This is a genomic window from Lysinibacillus sp. NPDC098008 (assembly GCF_044760715.1).
Taxonomy (GTDB): domain Bacteria; phylum Bacillota; class Bacilli; order Bacillales_A; family Planococcaceae; genus Lysinibacillus.
The window spans coordinates 1-26,865 of the sequence record NZ_JBIWBA010000033.1; the positions used below are offsets into that span (position 1 = coordinate 1).

Annotated in this window: 29 protein-coding genes; 4 read left to right on the top strand and 25 right to left on the bottom strand. The window is 38.4% G+C overall.

The window, feature by feature from the left end:
• Positions 1 to 464 precede the first annotated feature (464 nt).
• Complete coding sequence (locus ACIQVU_RS18660; protein ID WP_340808516.1) at positions 465 to 944, bottom strand: transcriptional regulator; 480 nt, start codon at positions 942 to 944, stop codon at positions 465 to 467.
• A 197-nt stretch (positions 945 to 1,141) separates the two neighbouring features.
• Here ACIQVU_RS18660 and ACIQVU_RS18665 point away from each other — a divergent pair, with 197 nt between their 5' ends.
• Together ACIQVU_RS18665 and ACIQVU_RS18670 are read left to right on the top strand one after the other, a co-directional pair.
• The gene (locus ACIQVU_RS18665) at positions 1,142 to 2,716 is read left to right on the top strand and encodes a hypothetical protein (RefSeq protein ID WP_402896725.1); all 1,575 of its coding nucleotides are present in this window, start codon (positions 1,142 to 1,144) and stop codon (positions 2,714 to 2,716) included.
• Entirely contained in the window at positions 2,713 to 5,475 is a 2,763-nt protein-coding gene (locus ACIQVU_RS18670; protein WP_402896727.1) for a DEAD/DEAH box helicase, read from the top strand. The genes ACIQVU_RS18665 and ACIQVU_RS18670 overlap by 4 nt, the downstream gene beginning before the upstream one ends.
• Before the next feature lie 251 nt (positions 5,476 to 5,726).
• Here ACIQVU_RS18670 and ACIQVU_RS18675 read toward each other — a convergent pair whose 3' ends face one another.
• Positions 5,727 to 6,128, bottom strand: coding sequence for a single-stranded DNA-binding protein (locus ACIQVU_RS18675; protein ID WP_340804305.1), 402 nt, complete (start codon positions 6,126 to 6,128; stop codon positions 5,727 to 5,729).
• A gap of 280 nt (positions 6,129 to 6,408) precedes the next feature.
• Here ACIQVU_RS18675 and ACIQVU_RS18680 point away from each other — a divergent pair, with 280 nt between their 5' ends.
• Together ACIQVU_RS18680 and ACIQVU_RS18685 are read left to right on the top strand one after the other, a co-directional pair.
• Positions 6,409 to 6,837 (top strand): YwpF family protein, encoded by a 429-nt coding sequence (locus tag ACIQVU_RS18680; RefSeq protein ID WP_402896729.1) that lies wholly within the window; start codon positions 6,409 to 6,411, stop codon positions 6,835 to 6,837.
• 242 nt (positions 6,838 to 7,079) lie between these two features.
• The gene (locus ACIQVU_RS18685; RefSeq protein ID WP_402896731.1) at positions 7,080 to 7,898 is read left to right on the top strand and encodes a nuclease-related domain-containing protein; all 819 of its coding nucleotides are present in this window, start codon (positions 7,080 to 7,082) and stop codon (positions 7,896 to 7,898) included.
• A gap of 108 nt (positions 7,899 to 8,006) precedes the next feature.
• On the opposite strand, the gene ACIQVU_RS18690 is transcribed toward ACIQVU_RS18685, so the two are convergent.
• The 23 genes from ACIQVU_RS18690 to upp all read right to left on the bottom strand — a co-directional run bounded on the left by ACIQVU_RS18690 (position 8,007) and on the right by upp (position 26,583).
• On the bottom strand, positions 8,007 to 8,411 hold the full coding sequence (locus ACIQVU_RS18690) for a hypothetical protein (protein WP_402896733.1): 405 nt from the start codon (positions 8,409 to 8,411) through the stop codon (positions 8,007 to 8,009).
• 109 nt (positions 8,412 to 8,520) lie between these two features.
• On the bottom strand, positions 8,521 to 8,904 hold the full coding sequence (locus tag ACIQVU_RS18695) for a hypothetical protein (protein ID WP_402896735.1): 384 nt from the start codon (positions 8,902 to 8,904) through the stop codon (positions 8,521 to 8,523).
• A gap of 146 nt (positions 8,905 to 9,050) precedes the next feature.
• Positions 9,051 to 9,494, bottom strand: coding sequence for a 3-hydroxyacyl-ACP dehydratase FabZ (gene fabZ, locus ACIQVU_RS18700; protein ID WP_402896737.1), 444 nt, complete (start codon positions 9,492 to 9,494; stop codon positions 9,051 to 9,053).
• A 55-nt stretch (positions 9,495 to 9,549) separates the two neighbouring features.
• Complete coding sequence (locus tag ACIQVU_RS18705; RefSeq protein ID WP_053993104.1) at positions 9,550 to 9,834, bottom strand: DNA-directed RNA polymerase subunit beta; 285 nt, start codon at positions 9,832 to 9,834, stop codon at positions 9,550 to 9,552.
• A gap of 47 nt (positions 9,835 to 9,881) precedes the next feature.
• On the bottom strand, positions 9,882 to 10,721 hold the full coding sequence (locus ACIQVU_RS18710; RefSeq protein WP_340804299.1) for a flagellar hook-basal body protein: 840 nt from the start codon (positions 10,719 to 10,721) through the stop codon (positions 9,882 to 9,884).
• 25 nt (positions 10,722 to 10,746) lie between these two features.
• On the bottom strand, positions 10,747 to 11,580 hold the full coding sequence (locus ACIQVU_RS18715) for a flagellar hook-basal body protein (protein ID WP_340804298.1): 834 nt from the start codon (positions 11,578 to 11,580) through the stop codon (positions 10,747 to 10,749).
• A 21-nt stretch (positions 11,581 to 11,601) separates the two neighbouring features.
• On the bottom strand, positions 11,602 to 12,597 hold the full coding sequence (gene mreB, locus ACIQVU_RS18720; protein WP_340804297.1) for a rod shape-determining protein: 996 nt from the start codon (positions 12,595 to 12,597) through the stop codon (positions 11,602 to 11,604).
• Between the two features lie 184 nt (positions 12,598 to 12,781).
• A complete protein-coding gene (locus ACIQVU_RS18725) occupies positions 12,782 to 13,042 on the bottom strand; it encodes a sporulation transcriptional regulator SpoIIID (RefSeq protein WP_004269485.1) in 261 nt (86 codons plus the stop codon).
• 136 nt (positions 13,043 to 13,178) lie between these two features.
• A complete protein-coding gene (locus ACIQVU_RS18730) occupies positions 13,179 to 13,856 on the bottom strand; it encodes a peptidoglycan DD-metalloendopeptidase family protein (RefSeq protein WP_340804295.1) in 678 nt (225 codons plus the stop codon).
• A 37-nt stretch (positions 13,857 to 13,893) separates the two neighbouring features.
• Positions 13,894 to 14,829: a stage II sporulation protein D gene (spoIID, locus tag ACIQVU_RS18735; RefSeq protein WP_340804294.1), complete on the bottom strand. Its 936-nt coding sequence runs from the start codon at positions 14,827 to 14,829 to the stop codon at positions 13,894 to 13,896.
• Between the two features lie 75 nt (positions 14,830 to 14,904).
• On the bottom strand, positions 14,905 to 16,215 hold the full coding sequence (gene murA, locus ACIQVU_RS18740) for a UDP-N-acetylglucosamine 1-carboxyvinyltransferase (RefSeq protein WP_340804293.1): 1,311 nt from the start codon (positions 16,213 to 16,215) through the stop codon (positions 14,905 to 14,907).
• A gap of 596 nt (positions 16,216 to 16,811) precedes the next feature.
• Entirely contained in the window at positions 16,812 to 17,051 is a 240-nt protein-coding gene (locus tag ACIQVU_RS18745) for a DUF1146 family protein (protein WP_340804292.1), read from the bottom strand.
• A 68-nt stretch (positions 17,052 to 17,119) separates the two neighbouring features.
• The gene (locus tag ACIQVU_RS18750) at positions 17,120 to 17,527 is read right to left on the bottom strand and encodes a F0F1 ATP synthase subunit epsilon (RefSeq protein ID WP_340804291.1); all 408 of its coding nucleotides are present in this window, start codon (positions 17,525 to 17,527) and stop codon (positions 17,120 to 17,122) included.
• A 24-nt stretch (positions 17,528 to 17,551) separates the two neighbouring features.
• Positions 17,552 to 18,967, bottom strand: a complete 1,416-nt coding sequence (gene atpD / locus ACIQVU_RS18755) for a F0F1 ATP synthase subunit beta (RefSeq protein ID WP_402896741.1) — start codon at positions 18,965 to 18,967, stop codon at positions 17,552 to 17,554.
• 51 nt (positions 18,968 to 19,018) lie between these two features.
• The gene (atpG, locus tag ACIQVU_RS18760; protein ID WP_340804289.1) at positions 19,019 to 19,876 is read right to left on the bottom strand and encodes an ATP synthase F1 subunit gamma; all 858 of its coding nucleotides are present in this window, start codon (positions 19,874 to 19,876) and stop codon (positions 19,019 to 19,021) included.
• Between the two features lie 46 nt (positions 19,877 to 19,922).
• Positions 19,923 to 21,431, bottom strand: a complete 1,509-nt coding sequence (atpA, locus tag ACIQVU_RS18765; RefSeq protein ID WP_340804288.1) for a F0F1 ATP synthase subunit alpha — start codon at positions 21,429 to 21,431, stop codon at positions 19,923 to 19,925.
• A 28-nt stretch (positions 21,432 to 21,459) separates the two neighbouring features.
• Positions 21,460 to 21,996 carry a F0F1 ATP synthase subunit delta gene (locus ACIQVU_RS18770; protein ID WP_340804287.1) on the bottom strand — a complete coding sequence of 179 codons (537 nt, stop codon included), beginning with the start codon at positions 21,994 to 21,996 and terminating at the stop codon, positions 21,460 to 21,462.
• Entirely contained in the window at positions 21,993 to 22,514 is a 522-nt protein-coding gene (gene atpF, locus ACIQVU_RS18775) for a F0F1 ATP synthase subunit B (protein WP_340804286.1), read from the bottom strand. The genes ACIQVU_RS18770 and atpF overlap by 4 nt, the downstream gene beginning before the upstream one ends.
• Before the next feature lie 173 nt (positions 22,515 to 22,687).
• A complete protein-coding gene (gene atpE / locus ACIQVU_RS18780; RefSeq protein ID WP_053993118.1) occupies positions 22,688 to 22,900 on the bottom strand; it encodes a F0F1 ATP synthase subunit C in 213 nt (70 codons plus the stop codon).
• Between the two features lie 63 nt (positions 22,901 to 22,963).
• Positions 22,964 to 23,674, bottom strand: a complete 711-nt coding sequence (atpB, locus tag ACIQVU_RS18785; protein ID WP_340804285.1) for a F0F1 ATP synthase subunit A — start codon at positions 23,672 to 23,674, stop codon at positions 22,964 to 22,966.
• A 36-nt stretch (positions 23,675 to 23,710) separates the two neighbouring features.
• Positions 23,711 to 24,082, bottom strand: a complete 372-nt coding sequence (locus tag ACIQVU_RS18790; RefSeq protein ID WP_340804284.1) for an ATP synthase subunit I — start codon at positions 24,080 to 24,082, stop codon at positions 23,711 to 23,713.
• A 536-nt stretch (positions 24,083 to 24,618) separates the two neighbouring features.
• Positions 24,619 to 25,740 carry a non-hydrolyzing UDP-N-acetylglucosamine 2-epimerase gene (wecB, locus tag ACIQVU_RS18795; protein ID WP_340804283.1) on the bottom strand — a complete coding sequence of 374 codons (1,122 nt, stop codon included), beginning with the start codon at positions 25,738 to 25,740 and terminating at the stop codon, positions 24,619 to 24,621.
• A gap of 213 nt (positions 25,741 to 25,953) precedes the next feature.
• Complete coding sequence (gene upp, locus ACIQVU_RS18800) at positions 25,954 to 26,583, bottom strand: uracil phosphoribosyltransferase (RefSeq protein WP_340804282.1); 630 nt, start codon at positions 26,581 to 26,583, stop codon at positions 25,954 to 25,956.
• Positions 26,584 to 26,865 lie beyond the last annotated feature (282 nt).

Below are 26,865 nucleotides of genomic sequence, written 5' to 3' on the forward strand. Positions count from 1 at the left end.
TGTCCAAGGCTTTATCCAAATGATTAATCAAACACCTGAAAATACGGTGAATAGGCTGTGCTTGAAACTCTAATTTTCTTTCACCGTATATATAGATATTCGTCTTGCAATACATTATTGCTCCAATATGGATTTTTTGCTGCTATATTTTAAATCCCAATTCATATTTCTCACAATCATTATTTGTTCCCTATCGCGGATATCATGGGTTACTAGCTATATTTTAAACCACAGATTTCTTTCAGAACCTTCCTCACTATTGTTGGCATTTTTTCATTGAACGTTTCTAAAAATCACTTATTCTTTTTATCGGCTATATCTTCTATTTTTTCAATTTGATAGTTGAATATCTTTTTAAAGAGGCGCTATCGTAAACATACTTTTGGCAAATGGCTTTCAGCGTTTCATTGTAAAAGCACCTGCCTCTCATTAAATGAAAAGTAGGTGCTTACTAGGAATTTCGTCTATTCAATTTCGAACCCTCCAAATTGCTGGTTCTTTTGCTGTAGCAAATCAAAAAAGAGTGCTTTATTATTTTCTGCTAATGCTTTATCGATTAAATAATCAAAGTTTTTCTCCTCTAATTCTGCTAGAAGCTGGTCAATCTCACCTACACTTACTGTTGTTGTGGCAGGTTGAATTTGTGGCTGCGGTGCAACGCTATCAAGAATCGGTGCTAGATGCTCATGAACATTTGTAATAAGCAGCAATTGATATAGTGGTAAGCGAATAAAACGGTTACCTTTTTGGAAAACAAAAACCTCAGATAAGTTTTCGATTTGCTGTGTCTTCAAGTTGATAATCATCTCTTTACCTTCTATAGGAATGAAATGGAAAATCTCATTCTCTTTTAAGATTGAGAAGTATTGATAAGCAAATACGAGGCGTAATTTATCTCCAGTAATTTTTGTGTAGAACGGCTTCATGTATTGGACTTGCATCATCATTCATCCCTCCTTAGTTATCTGATTATTCAGATTTTAACACAAATTAAAAGTCTTGTTAACTATCTTTACTTCAAATTTTTTTCTTTCTGATCATTTAGCTTATCACTGTCGCATTTTAATCGTATAATGGAAAGACAGTCTTTTTTTCCTTTATAGCAAATTAACCATGTTAAATAGATGAAAGGAGCGAGGTTATGGCATTGTCTATATCACAATTAGCGAAAGATCATCAAGAGTTTGTGCTAACTAAATTAAAAGAAGCTGAGCAAGTGCTACACCCTTCCTCTACAGAAGACGAAGAGCTAGTGCGTCGTGCTGTTTTCTCTGTGAGGAATAAATCCATTGTGTTTGAGCGCTTTAATGGTGTAAGTTCTATACTATATGCAAGCGTCCAGGATGTCAGACCTGCCTCTGTTGAAATTGATTTTTCTAAAGAGGAGCTGCGTTGTAATTGTCCTCAAACAAAATGGTGCAGACATCAAGTCGGTGCATTGCTTGCTCTTTATCAGTATTTTGATTCTGTCCAAGATTGGTCAAGTGCTTGGCGTGCACAAAAGTCTGCCCAGCTAAAAACTCTAGCTGCTGAGCGTAGTCCACAAAGCTGGCGCATGATGGTTGACGAGGTAATGAAGCGATTATTACCCTTTGGTCGAGTAATAGAGGGCTATGGGCTTTCCGCTATCAGAACAGATGCATTAGAGCGTCTTCATCGGCATATGCCCTATGAACGTGAATGGCAGCCGCTGTATAAGCTTTTTATGGAATTAGCCATTTTGAATACAATATGGCGTCACTTAAATGAAACACCCGGACATTCCTTGGATTCACCGTATATGAAATACTTTATCGATCAAAGCAATCAATCATTTGAAAGCATCCTAACAGAGCTTACAAATCGTTCTCGCCTTTTTGCAACTGATCCATTCTATGATGCTTTACAGGAGCTAATAAGAGAATTTTTATTAGAACGACAAGGACTATTTCCAGATCGACTTCACTTATATATGCTGTTTTGGGCGGTGCTTTTTTATGAAAAGCCACGACGTGAGCAGGAGTTAATGTATTTAAATCGTTTAGAAAATCCTCCGGCTGAAATTTCTTTATCATCGTTAAATTTATTATTTTATGTGTTATTGCAAAAGGAGGATTTACTTCAAGAAAATTTGGCACATATTGATTTAGCACAAATGCAGGATTTATTTGAGCTAGCTACCTTTGCTCAGCGTGCCGGTGAGCCTCATGCACTAACGCTTATTTTGCGTGCTATTCTGCCATTAACAGAAGCCTTTTTACAGAAAGTCGTTCCAGTTGTACAGCGTGCTCAATACGTGCGACAATTCCAGCTGCTGTTTGATGAAATTGAGCTTACTGAGAAAGAAGAAGCAATGCTATACAGTGCCTTTGGTGTATATGGTATTCAGCCATTTTCAAGCTTTTTAATTAAGAAAGGGCGTTATCGCGAATGGGCTGCTCTTCACCAGCTAAATCCCTCCTCACTTTCTTATTTAGAAATGTGTGGCTTAAAGGATGTACTACAGGTGGAGCCTGCTACAGTGCTGCCCTTATATCACGTCTATGCAATGGCTGAAATTACACAAAAATCACGTATGAATTATAAGCAGGCTGTTCGCATTTGGAAAAGTATGCGCAGTGCTGCAAAGCGAGCAGGTAAAACAGCTTACTTTGAAACATATATGAATACCATTCGCACAGAATATAAACGACTTCGTGCATTACAAGAAGAAATTGAGAAAGGAAACTTAGTATGATAACTATCAATGCTCCTTCCCCGTTTTCTAAAAAACAACAGCTTCGTATTGAAGTAGCTCGGGAAGGATATTTTACGTTACAGGGCTTTACTGCTGACGGTAAAATCATCGATGCCGATACACTTATTTCTTCATTATTTTTTAGTTACGAAGCAAATATCTATGGCTTATTAACAAATCGAGCTGATTTTACAATTGAAGTTTCAAGTGCTGAGCTTCTCGATATTTTTTCCTCACGCTACCAGCATCCATTTATTAGCTGGCACGGTACAGATGAGAAAAGTAAGATGTGGCTAGATAAAGTGTTGGCATTACAGCAATACTGGCAAGAGCCATCACTATGGTCATATGCCGTTATTGCAGAGGATTTTTCCTCATTAGCATTTCCAATTGAGCATGTAGATTCAGCATTATTAGAGATAGCTGTGCAACAGAAGCTGTCACAAGTTGGCTTAATTTTCTCTGATTTACCAAAGCTTTTGCCCTTTTTCCTACGTGGTGGTTGGCCATTAGAACAATCGCGCCAAACTGGGGCCGTTTCGCTGTCTTTACGGCTAAGTGAGCCTGAGGAAGATTCCGATGTATGGCTATTAGAAACCGTTCTTAGTACAGCTACGACTAAAAATTATTGGACACCTGCTATTCGTAAGCAATCTTTGCCGATAGCAGAAGCGCTTCCTACAAAGTGGCAAATGTTTGCGGATGAAATTGAACAGCAGCAACAGCAAATTGTAGACCTTTTATCTAAGGATGCTATCAGAAGTGATATTTTTATTCATACACCACTTGAAGATGCTGAGGTGCGCTTATTTTTACGTGAAGACCTTGCCAGATTGCAGGCACTCGGTTTTGATGTTGTGCTACCCGCATGGCTAAAAGATTTAAAACAATCTAAAATGCGTGTGCGTGTAACGACTAGTAATGTAGCAACAAAAAAGGTAGCAGGACTAGACGATATTTTAACGTTTAAATGGCAATTCTCTATGAATGGTCAGACCATTTCTCCTGAGCAATTTAAAAAGCTTGTTGATGAAAAACGCGAATTTATTCGTATTGGTACGGAATGGTTTCGCGTGGATGCTAATTGGATGCAAGAAATGCGTGCATTGATGCAGCAGGCTGAAGATGAAAGCTGGACTGTTCGTGAATTACTATTTAGAGAGTTACCTGAAGATTTATCTGCCCCTCTTGAGGAGGAAGATGCTGATGATGCACTAAGAGATGACCCTATTTTTGCATTGGAAATACAGCAATCATTAAAATCCTATATGGAGCAGCTTTTAGAGAAAAAGGGATTACCAGCTATACCAGTTCCATCAACTTTACAAGCAGAATTACGTCCTTATCAACAAGAGGGCTTTGAATGGTTAGCCTTTATGCGTCAACAAGGTTTTGGTGCTTGTTTAGCTGATGATATGGGATTAGGTAAAACAGTTCAGCTTATCTCCTATCTTCTTCATATTTATAAAGCAACAGATCATAAAAAGCCTTCTATTATCATTTGCCCAACTTCTGTACTTGGTAACTGGCAAAAAGAGCTTGCTCGATTTGCACCTTCTTTAACCGTGCATACACATTATCAGGCAAACCGAGCAAAGGATAAGCTATTTAAACAGCAAGTGGTAGCCGAGCAACCGCAAGTGATTTTATCTACTTATGGCACAGTATCGCAGGATGCTGAGTTTTTACAGGAGATCGAGTGGGCAACTGTTGTATTGGATGAGGCTCAAAATATTAAAAATATGCAAACATTGCAGTCAAGAGCTATTCGTAAATTACAGGGAGCTCATCATATTGCCCTTACCGGTACACCTATTGAAAACCGTTTATCTGAGCTATGGGCAATTTTTGATTTTATTCATAAAGGCTATTTAGGTAGCTTTAATCGCTTTAACGAGGAATTTATTTTCCCTATCGAACGCGATGAATCTGAAGCGCATAAGCAGAAATTAAGAGCTAAAATTCAGCCATTTTTATTACGTCGTACAAAACGTGATCCGCATTTACAGCTTAATTTACCAGATAAGCTAGAATCAAATGAGTATTGTCCATTAACAGCTGAGCAAGCCTCGCTATATGAAGGCTATATTTTAGAAACACTTGATCAGCTAGAGCAGTTAACAGGCTTTCAAAAAAAGGGACGCGTGTTAAAAATGCTAAGTAAGCTCAAACAACTATGTAATCATCCTGCCTTATATTTAAAGGAGCCTTTCGAGGATGCCGAAACAATGCTTTCACGTTCGACAAAATTAGAGCGCATTGTGCAAATGGCTGCGGAGATTGTGGACAATGGCGAGCAATGTCTTATCTTTACACAATATATAGGAATGGGACAATTGCTACAGCATTGTTTAAGTGAATTATACAATGTAGATGCACCATTTTTAACAGGTGCTATGCCTAAGCAGCAGCGTGACCGCTTAGTAGAGGCTTTTCAGGCAGGAGATTTCCCTATTTTTATCCTCTCTTTAAAAGCTGGTGGAACAGGGCTTAATTTAACAGCTGCAAATCATGTGTTACATGCAGATAGATGGTGGAATCCAGCCGTTGAAAATCAAGCAACAGACCGTGCCTATCGAATTGGGCAAACACAATTTGTGCAAGTCCATAAGTTTGTAACAATTGGCACAATCGAAGAGAAAATTGATAAAATGCTAGTACAGAAGTCTACACTATCGGAAGAGCTTATTCAATCAAGCCAGTGGTTAACTGAATTAGAGGATCACGAATTGCGTGATTTAATCACATTAGATATATAATTAGATGCGCCAAGAGCAAAGTATTCTTGGCGCTTTTTTCAGTGGAACCATACTTTTACTTCTTTTCCCTACTTACTTTATTTCTCTATTCAGTTGTGTTGAATATTCCATTGCTGTGCGGTCTTCAGCAATGTTTAGTATAAAATTTAGTACACACCACTCCTTTCGTATTATTACGGTGCAAGAAATATAAAGAAGAATGGCGGATTAGACAATGTTTTTCTCTTGCGCCGTATGTAGAATTTAATAACCTACGTTCCCGGTAAGACAAAATCCTTTAGTTCTTCCTGTTCATTTGGTGGCTGTGATACTGCAATCGCTCCATCACTATCCCTTGGTTTTAGCTGATAAAACCGTACATCCTCCACTACTACCTCTGTCATAAAAATCTTTGTGCTTTCTTCATTCATAAATGATCTTGATTGAATACGACCATTTGCTCCTACTAATGAGCCTTTACCGCAATATTTGACAATATGCTCTGCAAGCCTTCCCCAAGCTGTGCAAAATATAAAGTCCGTATCTATTTCCCCTCGACTGTTTTTATAATTGCGGTTAATGGCGAGTGAAAAATGAGTCTGCACGCGATTACCAGATAAGTAGCGTAATACTGGGTCTTTTGTAAACCTTCCGACCAGTCCGACGTGATTCATTCATTCACCTCCTTTGCTTTTGATTGCCCTTATCTTACAAAATGATGCCGCTACGGGCAAAATTCGATATTGATAATTTCTAGCGATTTTTAAGCATAAAGTGTGTAAATTAGTATTTTTATTTTGCTGTTTTTTAATGATTTTAGGATATAAATGCTTGGGGCTGTAGCGGTTAACGCCTTTTCATTAAATTAGTATTTTTGTAGCTTTTAAAATAGATAGTTCACACATCTTCATATGTTATACTAAAAGAATGACAGACTGAGGAGGAATATCCGTAATGAAAACTTTTAAAATGCTTTCCTTTGACCTTGTCACAAAAGAGGGCGTGCAACCATTCCCTTTAATCGATGGCATTATTATTAATCAGGAAAACAGCCATCAATCTTGGATTCTTGAACTATTTATGGAACGACAATATCGCCCAATCTTTGATGAACTTTTAGCGAATGGTACTGTCTTTAATGTACGTGTAGTGATTTCATTTCCAGATAATGAGCCCGCTCCTTTTCAGGTGATTGTACATACCGTTCAAGAAATTGGTGATCATATTTCAGTGTTGTTGAAAGGTACACTGAAAATAAAACGTTCAAAATATGCCGAACAATTACTTTCTGAGCTGCTGGCTGAGGGTGTTTCCTTAGAAAATCTATTGGAGCGCTTTAAAACTGATATGAAGCAACGACCAAAATTAAAAAATGACGGGTAACGATGCAAATCACTGCATCGTTTTTTGTATGGACAAATTGTCATCTATATGTAAAATACATTTTAAAATAACAAGGAGGGAATATTTTTGGCTATTATGATTCGAGAAAAGTCTTTGAAATTATTGTGGCTTGAGGCTTTAATGAGGCATCTTCTGCAGGAGGATTCGGAATTTCATTACTATCACGAGCGATTTCACAGAGTTGAAGCTGGATATGCAGGTGAAAGAAATGTTGATAGTGAGTGGCTAGAATTAGTATATCCACATACTTTTTTGTATTGCCCGATTTATTTTTTGTAAATGCCCAACACCAGATACATCAGCTTGATAGCCTGTTTATTTGTCCGCAATTTATGCTTGTTTTAGAAATTAAAAATATTCATGGTCGCCTTGAGTTTGATCACCGTACACATCAATGTATACGTACAAAGGTGGATGGCACTGTGGAGGGATTTCCTAATGCGCTTACACAAGTACAACGTCATATGCGATTTCTCTCGGGGCTTACTACTCATTATTCACTTTCTATTGAAGGGGCAGTTGTTATTGCCAACCCTTCCACAATTATTACTCATTCAGCAAATACATGTATCCCTATTTTCCATCGATCTGGACTTCATGCACACCTTCATTCGCTTTTTCAAAAACATCCTCAGCGATTATTATCAGATCATCAATTAAGACAGTTGGTTCAAGAGCTTCAACGCAAGCAGCAGCCTACTGAAATGCCAATGACTATTGCACCATCACGTTTGCGCCATGGTGTGCTTTGCCCAAAATGTATGTTTCAAAATTGTATGCATTTTGATCGTGGGATATGGAAATGCTCCTATTGTCATTATAGGAGTAGAGAAATTTTCGCTGAAGCTTTGCAGGATTATCGTTTATTAATTAGTCGTACAATTACGAATCAACAATTACGTGCATTTTTTTATATTCATTCTAGTGATGCAGCAACGCGACTGCTACGAAAATTTCAGTTTCCTTATAGTGGCACATATAAAAATCGTGTGTATCATTTACCAGTGAATTTAGTGGATTATATGAAGGAGTTTTTCTAATAGGAAGTTGCTTTAGGTTCGTGGGTATTCGCCCTTGCTCATAGATTTTGCTGTAATTCTTCAGGTATTGAAAAAAGAGTGTTCCGTTGTGGAAGCACTCTTTTTTGATTAGCGGTTGTTCATGCCATCACGGTATTTTTCGGTTTCGTTGACTTTTTCATCAACAACATCGTTATCAATATTGTCATTACGTTCAACACCGTCTACACCATTGGCATTTGGCACGTTATCATAGCCGTTTGTGCTGTTGATATCAGCATTTGACCCAGGTGTTGTCGCTTCAGGAACTGTTGTATTTTCATTTACAGTACCTCGGTCGATATCATTTGCATTGCGGTCGTAAGCATCATCACGATCATTTGGATCTAATGCATCTTCGACATCATCAACACCTCGACGAACATCATTTGCAGCATCTTCTACAGGATGATCTTCTACTGCACGATCTCCCCAGTTACAGCCGCCAAGGAATACAGTAGCCAGAATAATCGTTAAAAATGACATTTTCCACATAGTAAAAAACCTCCTTTCTTCGGTACTATGTCAGCAAATACATTAGCTGTATTTGTGATCTTACATAGATTGCCCGAGAAAGGAGGGAACTATCCGATTTTTGTACAAACTATTTTTGTTTTTCTTTTAATAATTGCTCAATATATGCTGCTTCTGCTTTACAATCATAGCTGTAATTTGTACCTAGCTCTTTTTGCAATGCCTCGATTGTTTCTATTTGCTTTGCTGTTGGCTCTTCATTTAAAATTTTAGCAATGACCTCATCGATTTTTTGTGCCATCTCTTCATGGAACTCCGTACTCATCAATGTGTCGGCTGGGATTTTTTCGATCCATGCGGCATTTTCTTGAAAATAAGTTTGCCAGTTCGCAATGAAGTCTTCCATGGAAAAGCGCTCTTCATCCCAATCAATACTTGCTAAGTATGCTTCAAAAGATGTTGAAATCGAACGAGTAATGCTAATTTTAATACCTGAAGACAATTCCTTATACATCTTAATAATCCTCCTACGTTTGTACAACCTAAAAATTACATCTATTTCAATTCACAATCGCTTATTCGCCATCGCAATTTAAGAACCTACTCATCAATTTTCGATTCGACTTATCTATTTTATATCTTTTGGTCTACAATTGCAAATTAAGCTTGTTTTGGCTGCTCTGGTCCAATAGCAAAAAGAATATCTGCTTCACATACAAGCTCACCATCCACTGTTGCTACGCCATGACCTTTGCCCATTGCCCCGCGAAGTCTTACGAATTCTACTTCAAGTTTAAGTTGGTCGCCAGGTACAACTTGACGCTTAAAGCGACAATTATCAACACCTGTTAAAAAGGCTAAACGTCCTTTAAATTGTTCCGCATTTAATAAGGCTACTCCTCCTACTTGTGCCAATGCTTCTACAATTAACACACCTGGCATTACTGGATAGCCTGGGAAGTGACCATTAAAAAAGTCCTCATTAATGGAAACATTTTTTAGACCGACTGCACGTTTCCCTTCCTCTAATTCAACAATGCGATCTACAAATAAAAATGGATAGCGATGTGGTAAGATAGCTTGAATTTGTTCTGCTGTTAACATATCATTTCCCCCTCAAAATTAAGTATGTATACACAAAGCAAGGTAAAGAATAATGCTATTCTTTACCATTCATAATATCAAATATATGTTGCCATGTTTCTTTTTTAAAAATATCCATAGCATTTCCTTCTCCAATAACACTAAAGCCAAACATTGCGCCTAAAGCTGCGGCAGCAACAACTAAAATGAGAACAATTACAATGCGTAACCAAATCGGAATCAGTCGGATTTGCACCCATCGAACCTCGCGTTGGTCTCCATTTGAGCGGCGTTCTTTCTCTTCTGGTTGCGTATCGGTTTCTTGTGTCGGCACAGAACGTCGACGTGAATCGTTTGTCATAGATTGTACTCCTCTTCATTCCTTACTATGCGTTTTTGGATGACTTACTATCGAATACCATTAATTAGTCCAAGCATTTGGTCTGCTAATGTAACTGCTCTTGCATTGAATTGATACGAACGTTGTGTTTGGATAAGTTCCGTCATTTCCTTTGAAAGATTGACATTGGACATTTCTAATACACCATTCTGCATGCTGATTTGCTGACGATTAGCGCCAGCGAGCTCTGTCAAAACTTCTGCTTGTGTATAGCCAAGCTCAGCTAGATTATCTGGTAAACCAACATAAGAACCCGCAATATGTTCCATTAATTGTGGTTTTTGGAATTCTGTTACAGCCAATTCCGTACGAATAACATCACCATTTGGGTATGCCGCCTCTAATACACCACCATCACGAACTGCAAAGCTTTGCACTGTATCTGGTAATGTAATGGCTTGTCCTGCTGCATCAGCTACTGGGTATCCTTCAGCTGTTACTAACATAACCGTTCCATTATTTAATGGCGATAAATAAAAGTCACCTTGTCGAGTATACACTGTTTCGGTTCCATTTTCACCATTTGGCATTAAAATATTAAAATATTGTTTTGGTTCTGTGAATGCTAAGTCCAGATCCCGATTCGTTGTTTGTAATGAACCTTGCTTGTGATTGGATTGAATTTGACCAATCATAGCACCTACACCATAGCGAACCCCAACAGGCGTTTGACGTTCATAGCGGTCTTGCTTATCGTTATTAAATTGTTGATAAAGCAGTTCATTGAATGTTGCTTCCTTCGCTTTATAGCCGACCGTATTGCTATTGGCAATGTTATTACTAATCGTATCCAGCTTATGCTGCAATTGCCCCATTGTATTTGTTGCCGTTATCATTGTGCGTAGCATTTATAACACGCCTCCTGTTTGCCCGTTAAATTCTTCCGATTTCATTAACAGCCTTTTCCATACTGCGATCATAAGCTTGTAATACTTTTTGGTTTGCTTCAAATGCACGATAGGCTGTCATTAAATCTGTCATTGTGCGACTAGAGTCTACATTAGAGCCTTCTAAATAATTTTGGCGCAATGTAAAAGTAACACCATCCGCTCCATACGCTGTTGGTAAATTCTCGCCATCTTCTGTACGTAGCAGACCGTTATCCTGTTTTAGTAGCCTGTTCGGATTCGCAGCAAATGATACGCCAATACGTGCTTCTTGCTGATTATTTACAAAGATAGCACCATTTTCATCAAGACGAAAATCATCATTTGGTAGCTGGATACGTTGTCCTGCATCATTCAGTACATATAAACCTTGTCCATTTACTAAATAGCCTTGTCCATCTAATGTGAAATTACCATTACGTGTGTAGGCTTCACCACCGTTGGGATGCTCTAGACGGAAAAAGATTGAACCGGAAACACCATCTTCATTTTGCGGTAAATTCCCATCAATCAACGCCATATCTGTTGTGAAATCCGTGCTATAGATTTGACCTTGTATGTAATTTGGCAAAGTTTCTTGTAAATATGTCCCTGTATTTAAAGAGCCTACTCGTTTCATATATTCAGTACCTGCTTGTTGATAGGCAGGTGCATTCGTTTCTCCGATGCTTGACATGAGCATATCTGGAAAAGAACGAATTGTAGATTGATCTGCCTTAAATCCTGGTGTATTCGCATTTGATAAATTATTGGTTAGTAATTCTGTTCTTCTTTGTTGCGTGATCATACCTGTTGCAACTGTATAAAACCCTTTAAACAAAGAAATCACCTCATTTTATTTTTATAAGGATGCTGGCACACGATCAATATTTTCAAGCATAATACCTGTTCCAATCGCTACACAATCCATTGGCTGCTCTGCGATAAAGACAGGAACTTTTAATTCCTCGATTAAGAGCTGATCCATGCCATGTAATAAAGCACCGCCACCTGTAATAATTACGCCACGGTCAATAATGTCTGCTGATAGCTCAGGTGGTGTTTTTTCTAAAACATTTTTCGCTGATTGAACAATCATTGCTACAGATTCATGTAATGCACGTTCGATTTCCTCAGAATGAATGGAAATTGTACGTGGTAAGCCTGTTACCATATCGCGTCCACGAATATCCATCGTATCATTACGGCTACCTTTGAAAACTGTACCAATTGTTATTTTAATAGCTTCAGCTGTACGTTCACCGATTAGCAATTTATATTCTTTTTTAATATATTGTAAAATATCGTTATCAAATACATCCCCTGCTACTTTAATGGATTCACTTGTCACAATATCACCCATCGATAAAACTGCAACATCTGTTGTTCCGCCACCGATATCGACCACCATATTGCCACTTGGTTGGAAAATATCCATCCCTGCACCGATTGCGGCTACCTTTGGCTCTTCCTCTAAGTATACCTTTTTGCCACCAGATTTTTCAGCAGCTTCACGGATCGCTTTTTGTTCAACACTTGTAATATTTGTTGGACAGCAAATTAAAATACGCGGCTTTGCTAAAAATCCTTTGACATTTAACTTGTTAATGAAATGTCTTAGCATTGCTTCTGTTACATCAAAATCTGCAATGACGCCATCTCGTAATGGGCGAATTGCAATGATATTACCTGGCGTTCTCCCGACCATTTGACGAGCTTCTTCCCCTACCGCTAATACTTTACTTGTCTTTTTATCAATCGCCACCACAGATGGTTCATTTAAGACGATTCCTTTTCCTTTTACATGGATTAATACGTTCGCAGTTCCTAAGTCAATGCCAATATCCTTCGAAAACATTCTATAATTTCTCCTTCCCGCCAGTTCCAACTACATAACGTTCATTTTATCTCTTTATCTAGAATATTTTATCATATTACATTGGTAATTTCACCTAAATTTAGTGAATAAGACTGTTTTCTTTCAATATTTAATGTGCCAAAATTTCTAGCAAAGCTTGTCCAAAACAATAAAAAAGAACGAATCATTCTTGACTCGCTCTTTCCTTCCACTTGTTTTTTGTTGCTTCTCCCCCGCGAATATGACGTACGGCCTTATGATAGGCGAGTATTTCTTTCACTTGGTCAGCTAATCCTTCATGAATTGTTGGTAATCGCTCTGTTAAGTCTTTGTGCACCGTACTTTTTGAATAACCAGTCATTTTCGCAAGGACACGCACAGTTTCACGCGTCTCAATCAGTAATTCACCGAGGCGTATGCAGCGCTTCCGAATGTGCTCATGCACGTTCTTCGTCCTTTCCACACAATTTCACAAAATGCTTTGGCAATCAGATGCACATTTGCGCATTTCTTCACCTTATGTAAGGACAAAGCTATTCAGAACACGTTTTACATTTTCCTGTTAAAATCCTGACTGTGCATTAAAAGGCTAATAACTTTTTCGGATTAATATATTTTCCGTCTTCAAGAACTTCAAAATGCATGTGAACACCAGCTGCTTGATTCCATTCGTTATCTGTTGCTTTTCCTAAAGCTTGCCCTTGTGACACTTCATCGCCTTCTTTTACAGCAATATCTTTTACAGAGCTGTAGTGTGTTTGCATACCATTCGGATGCTCAATCACGATTTTATTGCCTGTAAATGCGTCTAGCTTTACTTCTAAGACCTTTCCACTCATAGCAGCTACTACTTCAAACTCTTCACCATTCATCGCAAGAGAAAGCCCAGAAGATGTTGTAAATGTTTGATTAAATACCATTAGTGCATTTTCACGAGATTCTTCATTTGCTTCTAGCTCGTAGAATTCTTGTAAAACTTGTACTTTACTAAGTTCCTCTTCTTTGAATGGGTATTTCAATTTTTCAGTGCGTGCATTTGTTTCTACTACAGGACCCGGCTCTACTTCTGCTAAATCTGGTAATGGAGCTTCCTCTACTTTTGATACAAGACTATTGTAACCAAATAACAATCCTGCTAGAACAAGTGCACCACCTGTGTAAACTGCTGGCCAAAACCAAGGTTTCTTTTGTAATTGACCATTGTCCTTTTGATTTGGATTTTCGTTTTGAGAAGTTTTGTTATTTTTATCCTCTCTCATTTTCATCACCTCTAGTTGCAGTGTGAACAACTAGAAATTATTTTAAACATGCATCTATTTTTTTTATTTCAATATCTTGATAATAATAGTGTAAAATTTCCTCAGCTGTTTTCCCATCGTTTGCCATTGCCTCAGCTCCATATTGACTCATACCTACGCCATGTCCATAACCTTGAGTGTTAACACGGACTTTTTTCGTAGCAGCATCATAAGCAATTGTAAAATCTGTTGAAGGAATGCCAAGAAGTGTGCGAACCTCTCTACCCGTCCAAATATTATTGCCTAGCTGCAAGCGTTCTACACGTCCTGAATCATTATAAAATAACTGTATAGCATGAAAATCGCTAGGTTGCCATTGGATAGGCCATAAGGAGTTCCATTGTGCTAATGTCCACTCCTGCTGTGCCTCAAATTTTGGTGATGCTTGATCTGATATACTTGTAACACTTTGTAAATATGGTATTTCGTTTCCGCTATAGCCATAAGCACTTTCTGTTTTGCCATTGCTTGTTGAATGGAACATAGCTGTAATTAATTCATTCTGATATAGAAGAACTTGTCCTTTCGTTTCATTGATAGCTTCGACAATTTTCTTTTCATTTCCCAGGAAATTGCTAGCCCAATTTGCTTTTCTTTGTGCTTCATCATAAAAAACTTGCCTTGCAACAGTTGGAGCAATTGCTTTTTCGCCGTAATTTGTCGTTTTCAATGCATATGTGCGTGCTGCAATCGCCTGTGCTTTTAATGCTTCCTTATGAAAGGAAACAGGCATCTCTGCTGCCACTACGCCTGTAATATATGTTTCTAAAGGAATTTTGTCTTGTTGTCCCTCCACTTCTATAAAAATTTCACAAGCATTTTCTTCTGTTGTGGAAGATCGTGTATCCTCCTGCTTCTCACTAAACGCTACAGGTAGCATATATAATGCTCCCATTAAACAAATAACAGCTATACTAATCATCCATTTTTTCATAGGAAATAATATGCTAGATTGCTTTTGGATATGAAAAAACCCTCTGCTAAGAAAGCAAAGGGTTTTGAAAGCAAATTAGTTTGCTGGTAATTCAACTGTTACATCTTCTTTTACTGTAATTTCTTCTGTAATACGTTCAATATTTGCACCAAGAGCTGCTAATTTGCCATGGAAATTCACATAGCCACGATCTAAATGGTAAAGCTTTGTTACACGTGTAATGCCCTCTGATACAAGGCCTGCTAAAATTAGTGCAGCCGCAGCACGTAAATCAGTTGCCATCACTTCAGCTCCCTGAAGATTCACTGGTCCTTCGATAAACACTGAGCGTCCTTCAATTTTAGCACCAGCATTCATACGACGGAATTCTTCAACATGCATAAAACGGTTTTCAAATACCGTTTCTGTAATAATACTCGTACCTTCTGCCGTGAGCATTAAAGCCATCATTTGTGATTGCATATCTGTTGGGAAACCTGGATGTGGCATTGTTTTAATATCAACAGCTTTTAATGTTTGAGGAACACGCACACGTACTCCCTCATCTAGTTCTGTAATCTCCACGCCCATTTCGCGCATTTTAGCAATTAACGCTGTCATATGCTCTGGAACTGCATTTTCAATAATGACATCGCCCTTTGTAATCGCTGCTGCTACCATAAATGTGCCAGCTTCAATACGATCAGGAATAATATGATGCTCAACACCATATAGTGTATCAACGCCTTCGATACGAATCGTGTTTGTACCTGCACCGATTACACGACCACCCATGCTATTGATGAAATTAGCAAGGTCTACGATTTCAGGCTCCTTTGCAGCATTTTCAATTACAGTTGTTCCTTGTGCAAGAGATGCAGCCGTCATAATATTTTCAGTTGCCCCAACACTTGGGAAATCTAAATATACATTTGCCCCTTTTAAGCGACCTTCTGTTTTTGCCTCTACATAGCCGTGACCAAACGTAATTTTTGCACCCATTGCTTCAAAGCCTTTTAAATGTAATTCAATTGGGCGAGAGCCGATTGCACAGCCGCCTGGTAGTGCAACACGAGCATAGCCATTACGAGCAAGTAAAGAGCCCATTACCAAAATAGATGCACGCATTTTGCTAACAAATTCAAATTGAGCTTCACTAGAAAGTTCTTTTGTGGCATCAATATATACGGCATTATCTTCAGGTATATATGTAACTGCTGCGTTTAAACTTTTAAGTACTTCATTTATTGTAAAGACATCTGCTAAATTAGGGACTTCTTTAATTACATTTTCGCCCTTTGAAGCAAGTAAAGATGCCGCAAGGATTGGTAATACTGCATTCTTTGCGCCCTCTACACGTACTCTTCCCTGTAGCCTTTGGCCACCAGTCACTATTATTTTATCCACCCTATGTCCCTCCGAATTCAATCTATTAACCTAACAAGTTTTTATTTTAAAAAGAAGTATAATGTCATAATCAGTAAACAAACAAGTCTATAGTACAACTTTTCTAACGCTCGTTCAAGCGTCCAAATCACTATTTTAAGGCAATTTTAGATATTTTGCTATTTATTTATTGTACGCAGGTAAATTTTTTTTGTGAATGACCAATAACCCGTGCGCTTCTAATACATACCCAAAAATATGTGAACAAAAAACAAACTTTCCTATTTTGCAAGTAGAACATGCTTATTGCTATCAGTAATGAGAGATAAATGCCTATCTTTTTTGCCAAGCAAATAAAGATAAAGCCACTACTGAGCAATTAGGCTGGGGCTTTTATCTTAGTTCAGTGGGCTTTTGGATACCCTCTCAAAAAGCATTTATCCTCTCCCAGCAGAGAAAGGGTGCTTCTGTATCTGCTGCTGACGCTTTGCTTTCGATACAAAAAAATTTGCTAAACCAAGATAAATCCTTTTACATAGTTCAAAGGGCCACACAAATTGTATTATAAAGTCCTTTGAAATATGTAGTAGCTTTAGTAGGAGAGTACAGTCATTATTTTAAAATAAATATGGAAGCTTGCCCGACCAACCAGAAATTTGAAGGAAAAAGTTTGATACTACTGAGCCAATCGCGATACTTAATAAAATATAAATAAGTTGAATTTGAAAAACTTTATTTTTTTTAAATAACTTCTCCATCATTAATGCTTGTAATGCATAAAAAGTAACAGCAATAAAAAATAAATGAGATAAAATACCTAATAACGCTTCTTGTCCTATTGCTTCATATAGCTCCATGCTTCCTCCCCTTTTCTTCTCAATCTTTAAAAAACGGGCAGATGCTACATCTGCCCGTTAAAAATGAATTAGATATTACCCTCATGAACGTTGATACGATTCAACGCACGTTTTAATGCTAGGTCAGCACGTTTGAAATCAATGTCGTCTTGTTTACCTTGAAGACGTCCTTCAGCGCGTTTAACGGCTTCTTTAGCACGTTGAACATCGATATTTTCAGCAATTTCAGCAGATGGCGCTAAAATTGAGATTTTTTCTGGACGAACTTCAATGAAACCACCACTAACCGCCACAACATCAGTCGAACCGTTTTCTTTTTTTAGCTTCACAGCACTAATGCCAAGTGGAGCAACCATTGGAATATGGCCTGCAAGAACACCGATTTCTCCTGAAGTTGTTTTGGCGATTACCATTGATACTTCAGAATCGTATACTGGGCCGTCGGGAGTGACAATATTGACTTGAACTGTCTTCATATTTTTTCCTCCTCGTCCCTAGTATTAAACCTCTACGCCCATGCTTTTCGCTTTTTCAACTACTTCTTCAATTGAACCAACTAGACGGAAAGCATCTTCTGGTAGGTGATCCCATTTACCATCAAGGATTTCCTTGAATGAGCGCACAGTTTCTTTAACAGGTACATAAGAACCTGGTTGACCAGTGAATTGTTCCGCAACGTGGAAGTTTTGTGATAAGAAGAATTGAATACGACGAGCACGTTCTACTGTTTGTTTATCTTCATCAGATAACTCATCCATACCTAAAATCGCAATGATATCTTGTAATTCGCGGTAACGTTGAATTGTACGTTGTACACCAGTAGCAACTGCGTAGTGCTCTTCGCCTACGATTTCAGGTGATAATGCACGAGAAGTCGAAGCTAATGGGTCAACCGCAGGGTAGATACCCATTTCAGATAATTTACGTTCAAGGTTAGTTGTCGCATCTAAGTGGGCGAAAGTTGTAGCTGGAGCCGGGTCAGTATAGTCATCGGCTGGTACATAAATCGCTTGGATAGAAGTTACAGAACCTTTGTTTGTAGATGTGATACGTTCTTGTAGTTTACCCATTTCAGTTGCAAGTGTTGGTTGGTAACCTACCGCAGAAGGCATACGACCTAATAGGGCAGAAACCTCAGAACCTGCTTGTGTGAAACGGAAGATATTGTCGATGAATAAAAGCACGTCTTGTCCTTGTTCATCACGGAAGTATTCCGCCATTGTAAGACCAGTTAAAGCTACACGCATACGTGCACCAGGTGGCTCGTTCATTTGACCGAATACCATTGCTGTTTGCTTGATAACGCCTGAATCGCTCATCTCGAAGAATAAGTCGTTCCCTTCACGAGTACGCTCACCTACACCAGCGAATACAGAGATACCTGAGTGCTCTTGTGCGATATTGTTAATTAATTCTTGGATTAATACTGTTTTACCTACACCGGCACCACCGAATAGACCGATTTTACCACCTTTGATATATGGTGCAAGTAAGTCTACTACCTTGATACCTGTTTCAAGGATTTCAACTGTAGTTGAAAGATTCTCGAAAGATGGTGCTTCGCGGTGAATTGAATCACGACGTGCATCAGCTGGAATTTCTTCACCTAAGTCGATTACTTCTCCAAGTACGTTGAATACACGACCTAGTGTAACTTCACCAACTGGTACTGAGATCGCTTTTCCTGAGTCTGTTACTTCTGCTCCACGTTGTAAGCCATCAGTAGATGACATCGCAATTGTACGAACAGAATCATCACCTAAATGAAGCGCAACTTCTAATGCAAGAATTGTTGGTTCTTCATTAGGACGTTCAATCTTAACTGTTAATGAGTTATAGATTGCTGGTAAGTGGCCATTGTCGAACTTTACGTCAACAACTGGACCCATTACTTGAATAACATGTCCTTTATTCATTACTGTGTACCCTCCTATCGTATTCTTATACGACATTGGGAAGCCGCTTGCCTATTCTAAGGCTGCAGCTCCACCAACGATTTCTGTAATTTCTTGTGTAATCGCCGCTTGACGTGCACGGTTATATTGCAATGAAAGCTCTGAAATAAGGTCAGAGGCATTATCTGTCGCATTTCTCATAGCCGTCATACGAGAAGCATGTTCACTTGCTTTTCCATCTAATAATGCACCGTAAATTAAGCTTTCCGCATACTGTGGAAGCAACACTTCAAGAATTGCTTCACCAGATGGCTCAAATTCATAAGAAGCGTTACTGCTTGTAGATGCAATATCCGTTAATGGAAGAAGTTTTTTCTCAGTCACTTCACTAGCAATTGCGCTGACAAAGTGATTGTAGTACATATAAAGCTCATCATACGTACCATCAATGAACATACCAACAGCATTACGAGCGATTTCTTTAATATCAGCAAATGTCGGTTGGTCAGGAAGACCGACAACATTACTGATGACATTATGATCACGTTTCACAAAGTAGTCACGAACAACACGACCTACTGCTAAAACTACATATTCATCCTTTGACTTATGACGCTCATTAATCGTACGTTGCACTTGACGTAGGATACTTGAGTTATAAGCACCTGCAAGACCACGGTCAGAACCAATAACTAAGTAAGCTGTTTTCTTAACAGGACGTACAGTTAACATTGGATGTCCGCTGTCCTTTGTTCCTGAAGCAATTGCACCTACTACGTCTTGAATTTTTTCCATGTAAGGAACGTAAGCTTTAGCATTTTGCTCTGCACGACGTAACTTTGAAGAAGAAACCATCTGCATCGCTTTTGTGATTTGTTTTGTACTCTTTGTTGAATTAATACGACCTTTTATTTCGCGTAAGTTTACCACTGGTATTTCACCACCTTCTGTTTTTTAATCAAGTGACTTCTTGAACTTATTCTGATTTAGCAAAAGTTTTTTTGAACTCTTTAAGTGCTGCATCGTACTCAGCATCAGGAGCAAGTTCTTTTGTCGTACGAACATGATCTAAAACATTTGTGTGGTTTGAATCTAACCAGCTTAAGAATTCTGATTCAAAACGAACGATATCTTGTACTGGAATATCATCTAAGTAACCTTTTGTTAATGCATAAAGGATCGCAACTTGTTTTTCAACTTTTAGTGGCTTGTTAAGATCTTGTTTAAGAACTTCAACCGTACGTTTACCACGCTCAAGTTTTGCAAGTGTTGCTTTATCTAAATCTGAACCGAATTGAGCGAATGATTCAAGCTCACGGAATGCTGCTAAGTCAAGACGTAGCGTACCCGCAACTTTTTTCATCGCTTTAATTTGAGCTGATCCACCTACACGTGATACAGAAAGACCGGCGTTAATCGCTGGACGTACACCTGAGTTGAATAAGTCAGATTGTAAGAAAATTTGTCCATCAGTGATTGAGATTACGTTTGTTGGGATGTATGCAGAAATATCCCCAGCTTGTGTCTCAACGAATGGAAGCGCTGTAATCGAACCATTTTGATATGTTTCATTTAACTTCGCAGCACGTTCAAGCAAGCGGCTGTGTAAGTAGAAAACGTCACCAGGGTATGCTTCACGACCTGGAGGACGGCGTAGAAGAAGTGAAAGTTCACGGTAAGCTGATGCTTGTTTAGTAAGATCATCGTACACGATTAATACGTGTTTACCTTGTAACATGAATTCTTCTGCCATAGATACACCAGCAAATGGTGCTAAGAATAGTAATGGAGCTGGTTGAGAAGCAGAAGCTGTCACAACGATTGTATAATCTAAAGCACCATTTTTACGAAGCGTTTCTACTACACCACGTACAGTAGATTCTTTTTGACCGATTGCAACATAGATACAAAGCATATTCTCACCAGCTTGGTTAAGAATTGTATCGATAGCTACAGATGTTTTACCAGTTTGACGGTCACCGATAATTAGCTCACGTTGACCACGACCGATTGGTACTAATGCGTCAATCGCTTTAATACCTGTTTGTAGTGGTTCGTGTACTGATTTACGAGCCATTACACCGAAAGCTGGACTTTCGATTGGACGAGTTTTTGTAGCGTTGATAGGACCTTGTCCATCCACTGGTTGACCAAGTGGGTTTACAACACGGCCAATTAGTTCTTCACCAACTGGTACTTCCATGATACGACCTGTACGACGAACTTCATCGCCTTCTTTGATGTCAGTGTATGGACCTAAAATTACGATACCAACGTTACCTTCTTCTAGGTTTTGAGCCATACCCATAACACCGTTAGAGAACTCTAAAAGCTCTCCAGCCATGGCGTTGTCGAGGCCATGAGCAAGAGCGATACCGTCACCAATACGGATAACTGTACCAACTTCGCTTACTTTAAGTTCAGATTCATAATTCTCAATCTGTTGTTTAATCAGACTGCTGATTTCTTCAGCCTTGATGCCCATGTATGTCACCTCTCACATTTCTAATTTATTAACCGATTAATTCACGTTTTAGACGCTCTAGTTTGTTTGCTACTGAGCTATCATAAATATGGTTACCGATTTGCACACGAATGCCACCAAGTAATGATGGATCGATTTCGTTTGTTATGTTTAATGAATGTTTGCCAACAAGTTTCGCAAACGTCGTTGAAATATTTGCGCTTTCCTCAGCAGAAAGTGCACGTGTTGAAAATACTGTTGCATCTGCAGTGCCCTGTGCATTCGCAGCAAGCTCAGCATATGCCTTAGCAATTAGTTTGATTTCATCTACACGTTTTTTCTCAACAAGTAATTGGATTGTGTGTACAACTTCTGGTGTTGCACTAGCAAAGATGCTTGCCACCATTTGTTTCTTACGTTCGATGGAGAACTTAGGTGCTGTTAATAGTGTTAAAAAATCAGGAGATTCATTTACAACTTTTGTTAACTCGTTTAAGTCTGCACCAACTTCAGTAAGAATATTTTTTTGTTGCGCTAGTTCAAACAGCGCTTGAGCGTAACGTTTTGCTACAGTTGAATTACTCATCGAGCTTCCCCTGCCTTCGCAATCGTCTCTTCAATTAGAGCACGGTTGTCTGCCTCAGAAATCTCTTTGCTAAGGACTTTAGATGCTGCAAGTACAGATAATGAAACGACTTCATCACGTACAGCTGCAATAGCTTTTTCTTTTTCAGACTCAATTTCACGTAAAGCCGATTCTTTTAAGCGGTTTGCTTCATTACGAGCTGCAGTAAGAATTTCTTCTTTTTGTAGTTCGCCCTGCTTCTTAGCGCCTTCAACAATCGATTGTGCTTCTGTGCGAGCTTCTTTAAGAAGGCTCTTTTGTTCTTCTAAAAATTGGTGCGATTCTTTACGCGCTTTTTCAGCTGCTTCGATTTCGCTTGCTACTAATTCCTCACGTTGCTGCATGATGCCCATAAGCGGACCCCAAGCGACTTTTTTCAGTATGAACATTAACGCTAAGAAAATCACTAATGTTGCGAGAATGTCACCATTATTAAACTTACCAGCGCCTGCACCTAGTACAAGATAATCTAAAAACACGATTGTTTCACTCCCTTCAAGAGCTTTCACTTCAACATAATTTAATAACTTAAAAAACTACCTATTTTAAAAAGCTATATTTACACATAGCTTTTATCTGTTCCAAAATGAAGGGCGAAGTTTCATCTGGAGAATCCTGCTTCGCCACTAGTACGATTCAGTATACAACTGAATTATCTGTTCATTACGATGAATGCTACTACTACTGCAATGATCGGTAGGGCTTCAACTAATGCTACCCCGATGAACATTGTTGTTTGAAGAACGCCACGAGCCTCTGGTTGACGAGCGATACCTTCTACTGTTTTTGATACGATAAGACCGTTACCGATACCTGCACCAAGTGCACCTAAACCGATTGCGATTGCTGCTGCTAATAAACCCATTTGAAAATTTCCTCCTTGGAATTGTTTGTTTTTTTAATTCAAGCATAAATTTTATGCTTTATATTAATGGTCATCGCTCACTTTATGAGCCATGTAAACCATTGTTAACATTGTGAAGATAAAGGCTTGGATAAAGCCGATGAAAATTGAGAAACCTTGCCATGCCATCATAGGAACGATTGCTCCGATGAATCCCATAGGACCAGATACTGCTAATCCTGCAAGTAAAGCAAGTAAAATCTCACCTGCATAAATGTTACCGTAAAGACGTAGACCTAATGTTAATGTGTTTGCAAATTCTTCTACTAGTTTAAGTGGGAACATGAATGACATTGGTTTGAAGAATGTACCAACGTAATTTCCTGTACCTCTCATTTTAACACCATAGTATTGCGTTAAGACTAAAATCATTGCTGCCAACGTCATCGTTACTGTAGGGTCTGCTGTTGGTGACTTCCACCATAGCTCATGACCATAGACGATTGAGAATGGAAGACCTAGTAAGTTCGATATTGCGATAAACATAATTAATGTAATACCTAGAATATGGAATCGACCACCAGTTTTCCAGTCCATGTTGCTTTTGATAATATTCTTAACGAAATCCATAATCCATTCCATGAAGTTTTGCATACCAGTTGGTTTTAACTTTAGACTTCTAGTTGAAACAAAGGCAATTAAAAAGACGACAATTGCGGCAACTAGTAACATCATAACTGTCGATAAATTAAATGTTAAAAAACCGACATCTACTAATGGAGCTTCATGATTCATTGTTATTTTTCACCTCTCTTTCTAATTTAAAGCACATTAGCGGTTCCTTACATGTGACACAATTCTCTCGACAAAGAGAAAAACGTACGGAATCATTAGCCCTATAACCGTGCTAATTAAGTGAAAATAGTTTGGCAACGAAATGGCTATTGCGACTGCCGCAACACCTGATCCAAAGCGAAGCATTGTACCAAGTGAGCCTATTTTCTTCCCTTCACTAATGGATCTGTCAAACTTATCCATACGCCGAACTAAAATCCAAAAATTATACGTACCAAAGAATGCACCGACTGCGATGCCCGCAAATACAGTTTGATAGGAAGTAAATCCCCAGCCTAATGCGCAGAGTGCAAGCAAAAAAAATAACGCCCTCTTCTGCACAGCAAAAATGTGATGCAAATCTAGCATTGGTTGTAATCTCCTGAATCATTTTTTCGAGTAATGAAAACGTTTGCTGACCACTATGTGAAATCAGAATAGAGCAGTGAAAAACACTACTCACAGCGGAATAGTAATGGGAGAGTCATTTCAATTACAGGTGTAAATACCCAAAAAATAACTTACACCCCTTACCTACTCGGTAAAAACCGAAACGCACAAAACGTTGCAAATCGACAGCTTTATTTTTAACTGTCAATTTAGTAGAAAGTTGATATAACAAGCGTTTCAAAGTCCTACTTCTAAAGAGAAACCCTTATCATTCTTACCCTTTGTAAGCATACAATAGGTGATATTTGAAGTCAATTGGTAAAGAAGAAAAACTTCACAGCCTCTATAGTCTTGTCAAATTGTTGACAAATTTGTGTATGAAACTTCATAGTCTTAAAACTTCTCTCTTTCATTACGCATTAAAAAAGCTAATTTACGACATAATTATGCTCATAAATTAGCTTACCCATTTCAATAGATACATTAGACCTATTTTAAAAAATAACTATAATATATTACTGATTTTTCTGTAAAAACTCTAACAATGCACTTACAATTCGTTGCGACGCATGCCCATCACCATATGGGTTGGATGCCTTCGCCATTGCATCGTAAGCATCTTTATCTGTTAGTAATTCTTTTGCCATTGCATAAATCGTTTCTTCCTCAGTTCCTGCTAGCTTTAACGTGCCTGCTGCAATGCCTTCTGGACGTTCTGTTGTATCTCGTAATACAAGCACAGGCTTTCCTAATGAAGGTGCTTCTTCTTGTACACCACCAGAATCCGTTAAAATCATATATGAATTCGCTGCAAAGTTATGGAAATCAAACACTTCTAAAGGCTCGATTAAATGGACACGGTTATTGTCCCCTAAAATTTCATTTGCTACTTCTCTTACCGCTGGATTCATATGCACTGGATATACGACCTGTACATCCTTATGTTCAGCTAATATTCTTGTAATCGCTTTAAACATATGACGCATTGGCTCACCAAGATTTTCACGGCGATGCGCTGTTAATAAAATCATACGATCATCGCCAATTTTCTCTAGTACAGGATGTGTATAATGCTCACTAACAGTTGTTGCTAATGCATCAATTGCTGTATTACCTGTCACAAAAATTGTTGTTGGATTTTTATTTTCATCTAGCAAGTTTTTCTTGGATACTTCTGTTGGCGCAAAATGTAAATCAGCCATGACACCTGTTAATTGGCGATTCATTTCCTCTGGATAAGGAGAGTATTTATTCCATGTACGCAGTCCCGCCTCTACATGCCCTATAGCAATCTGATTATAAAAGGCTGCTAAGCTGGCAATAAATGTTGTCGTTGTATCACCATGTACTAATACAATATCTGGTTGTGCCTCTTTCATTACCCTATCTAAGCCTTGTAATGCATTTGTTGTTACATCAATTAATGTTTGACGATCTTTCATAATATTTAAGTCATAGTTTGGTGTGATATGAAATGTTTCTAGCACTTGATCTAGCATTTGGCGATGCTGTGCTGTTACCGTTACGATAGATTCAATTTGCTCAGGGTGTTTTTGTAGTTCTAGTACAAGCGGAGCCATTTTAATTGCTTCTGGTCTTGTTCCGAAAATCGTCATTACTTTCCATCTTTTTGTCAAAACGAATTGCACCATCCTTTTTATAATTGTATGGAAGGTATGCCTCTTCTTACTGTAATTTATTCAAAGAGGATTTCCTAGCCATACTATGAAGCGCCCTTCAAAATTGAAGGACGCTCTTTGTCAGTAACATGTTTCTTAGACTTGCTAATGAAGCTTTATTTTATAGAGAATACCTAGAATTTGCATCATCAACATACTTGATGTTACCTATTATTTTGTACCAAATAGACGATCGCCTGCATCGCCTAAGCCAGGCACAATATAGCCATGATCGTTTAATTTTTCATCAAGCGCTGCAATATAAATATCAACATCAGCATGCTCCTCTTGAATTGCTTTTACACCCTCTGGCGCAGCGATTAAACACATAAATTTAATATTTTTTGCACCGCGTTTTTTCAAGGAATGAATCGCTTCTACTGCTGAGCCACCTGTTGCAAGCATTGGGTCTACTATAATAAAATCACGCTCTTCAACATCTGCTGGAAGCTTCGCATAGTATTCAATTGGTTTTAATGTTGCTGGGTCACGATAAAGACCAATATGACCAACTTTAGCCGCTGGAATAAGCTTTAAGACGCCATCTACCATGCCAATACCTGCACGTAAAATTGGCACAATTGCAAGCTTCTTACCAGAAAGCACCTTTGTTTTTGCTACTGTGACAGGTGTTTCAATCTCAATTTCTTCTACTGGCATATCGCGTGTAATTTCAAATGCCATCAATGTTGCTACCTCGTCTACTAGCTCACGAAATTCTTTTGTTCCTGTATTTTTGTCACGGATATACGTTAATTTATGCTGGATTAGTGGATGGTCAAATACATAGACTTTGCTCAAAGGGATTCTCTCCTAACCGTTCAGATTTCATGTTATCCTATCTAGTATAACAGAAAAAAGAAAGTGCCTCAAAAGTAAATTATCTATATTTATGCAATCTTTTTGATGTAATGCTGATACATATCTTTTATCATAACTTTGAACTACCCCCACTTAGTTATTGAAGTAGGGGATTCCTAAGAACACCAGCGTCACCGCCAGTTATGGATTAGGCTATCCCCGTAGTCCCTACGGTTAGAAGCCTTATCGCTTCGTTTTTCAGATTTTGTCCTGCGTTCATAT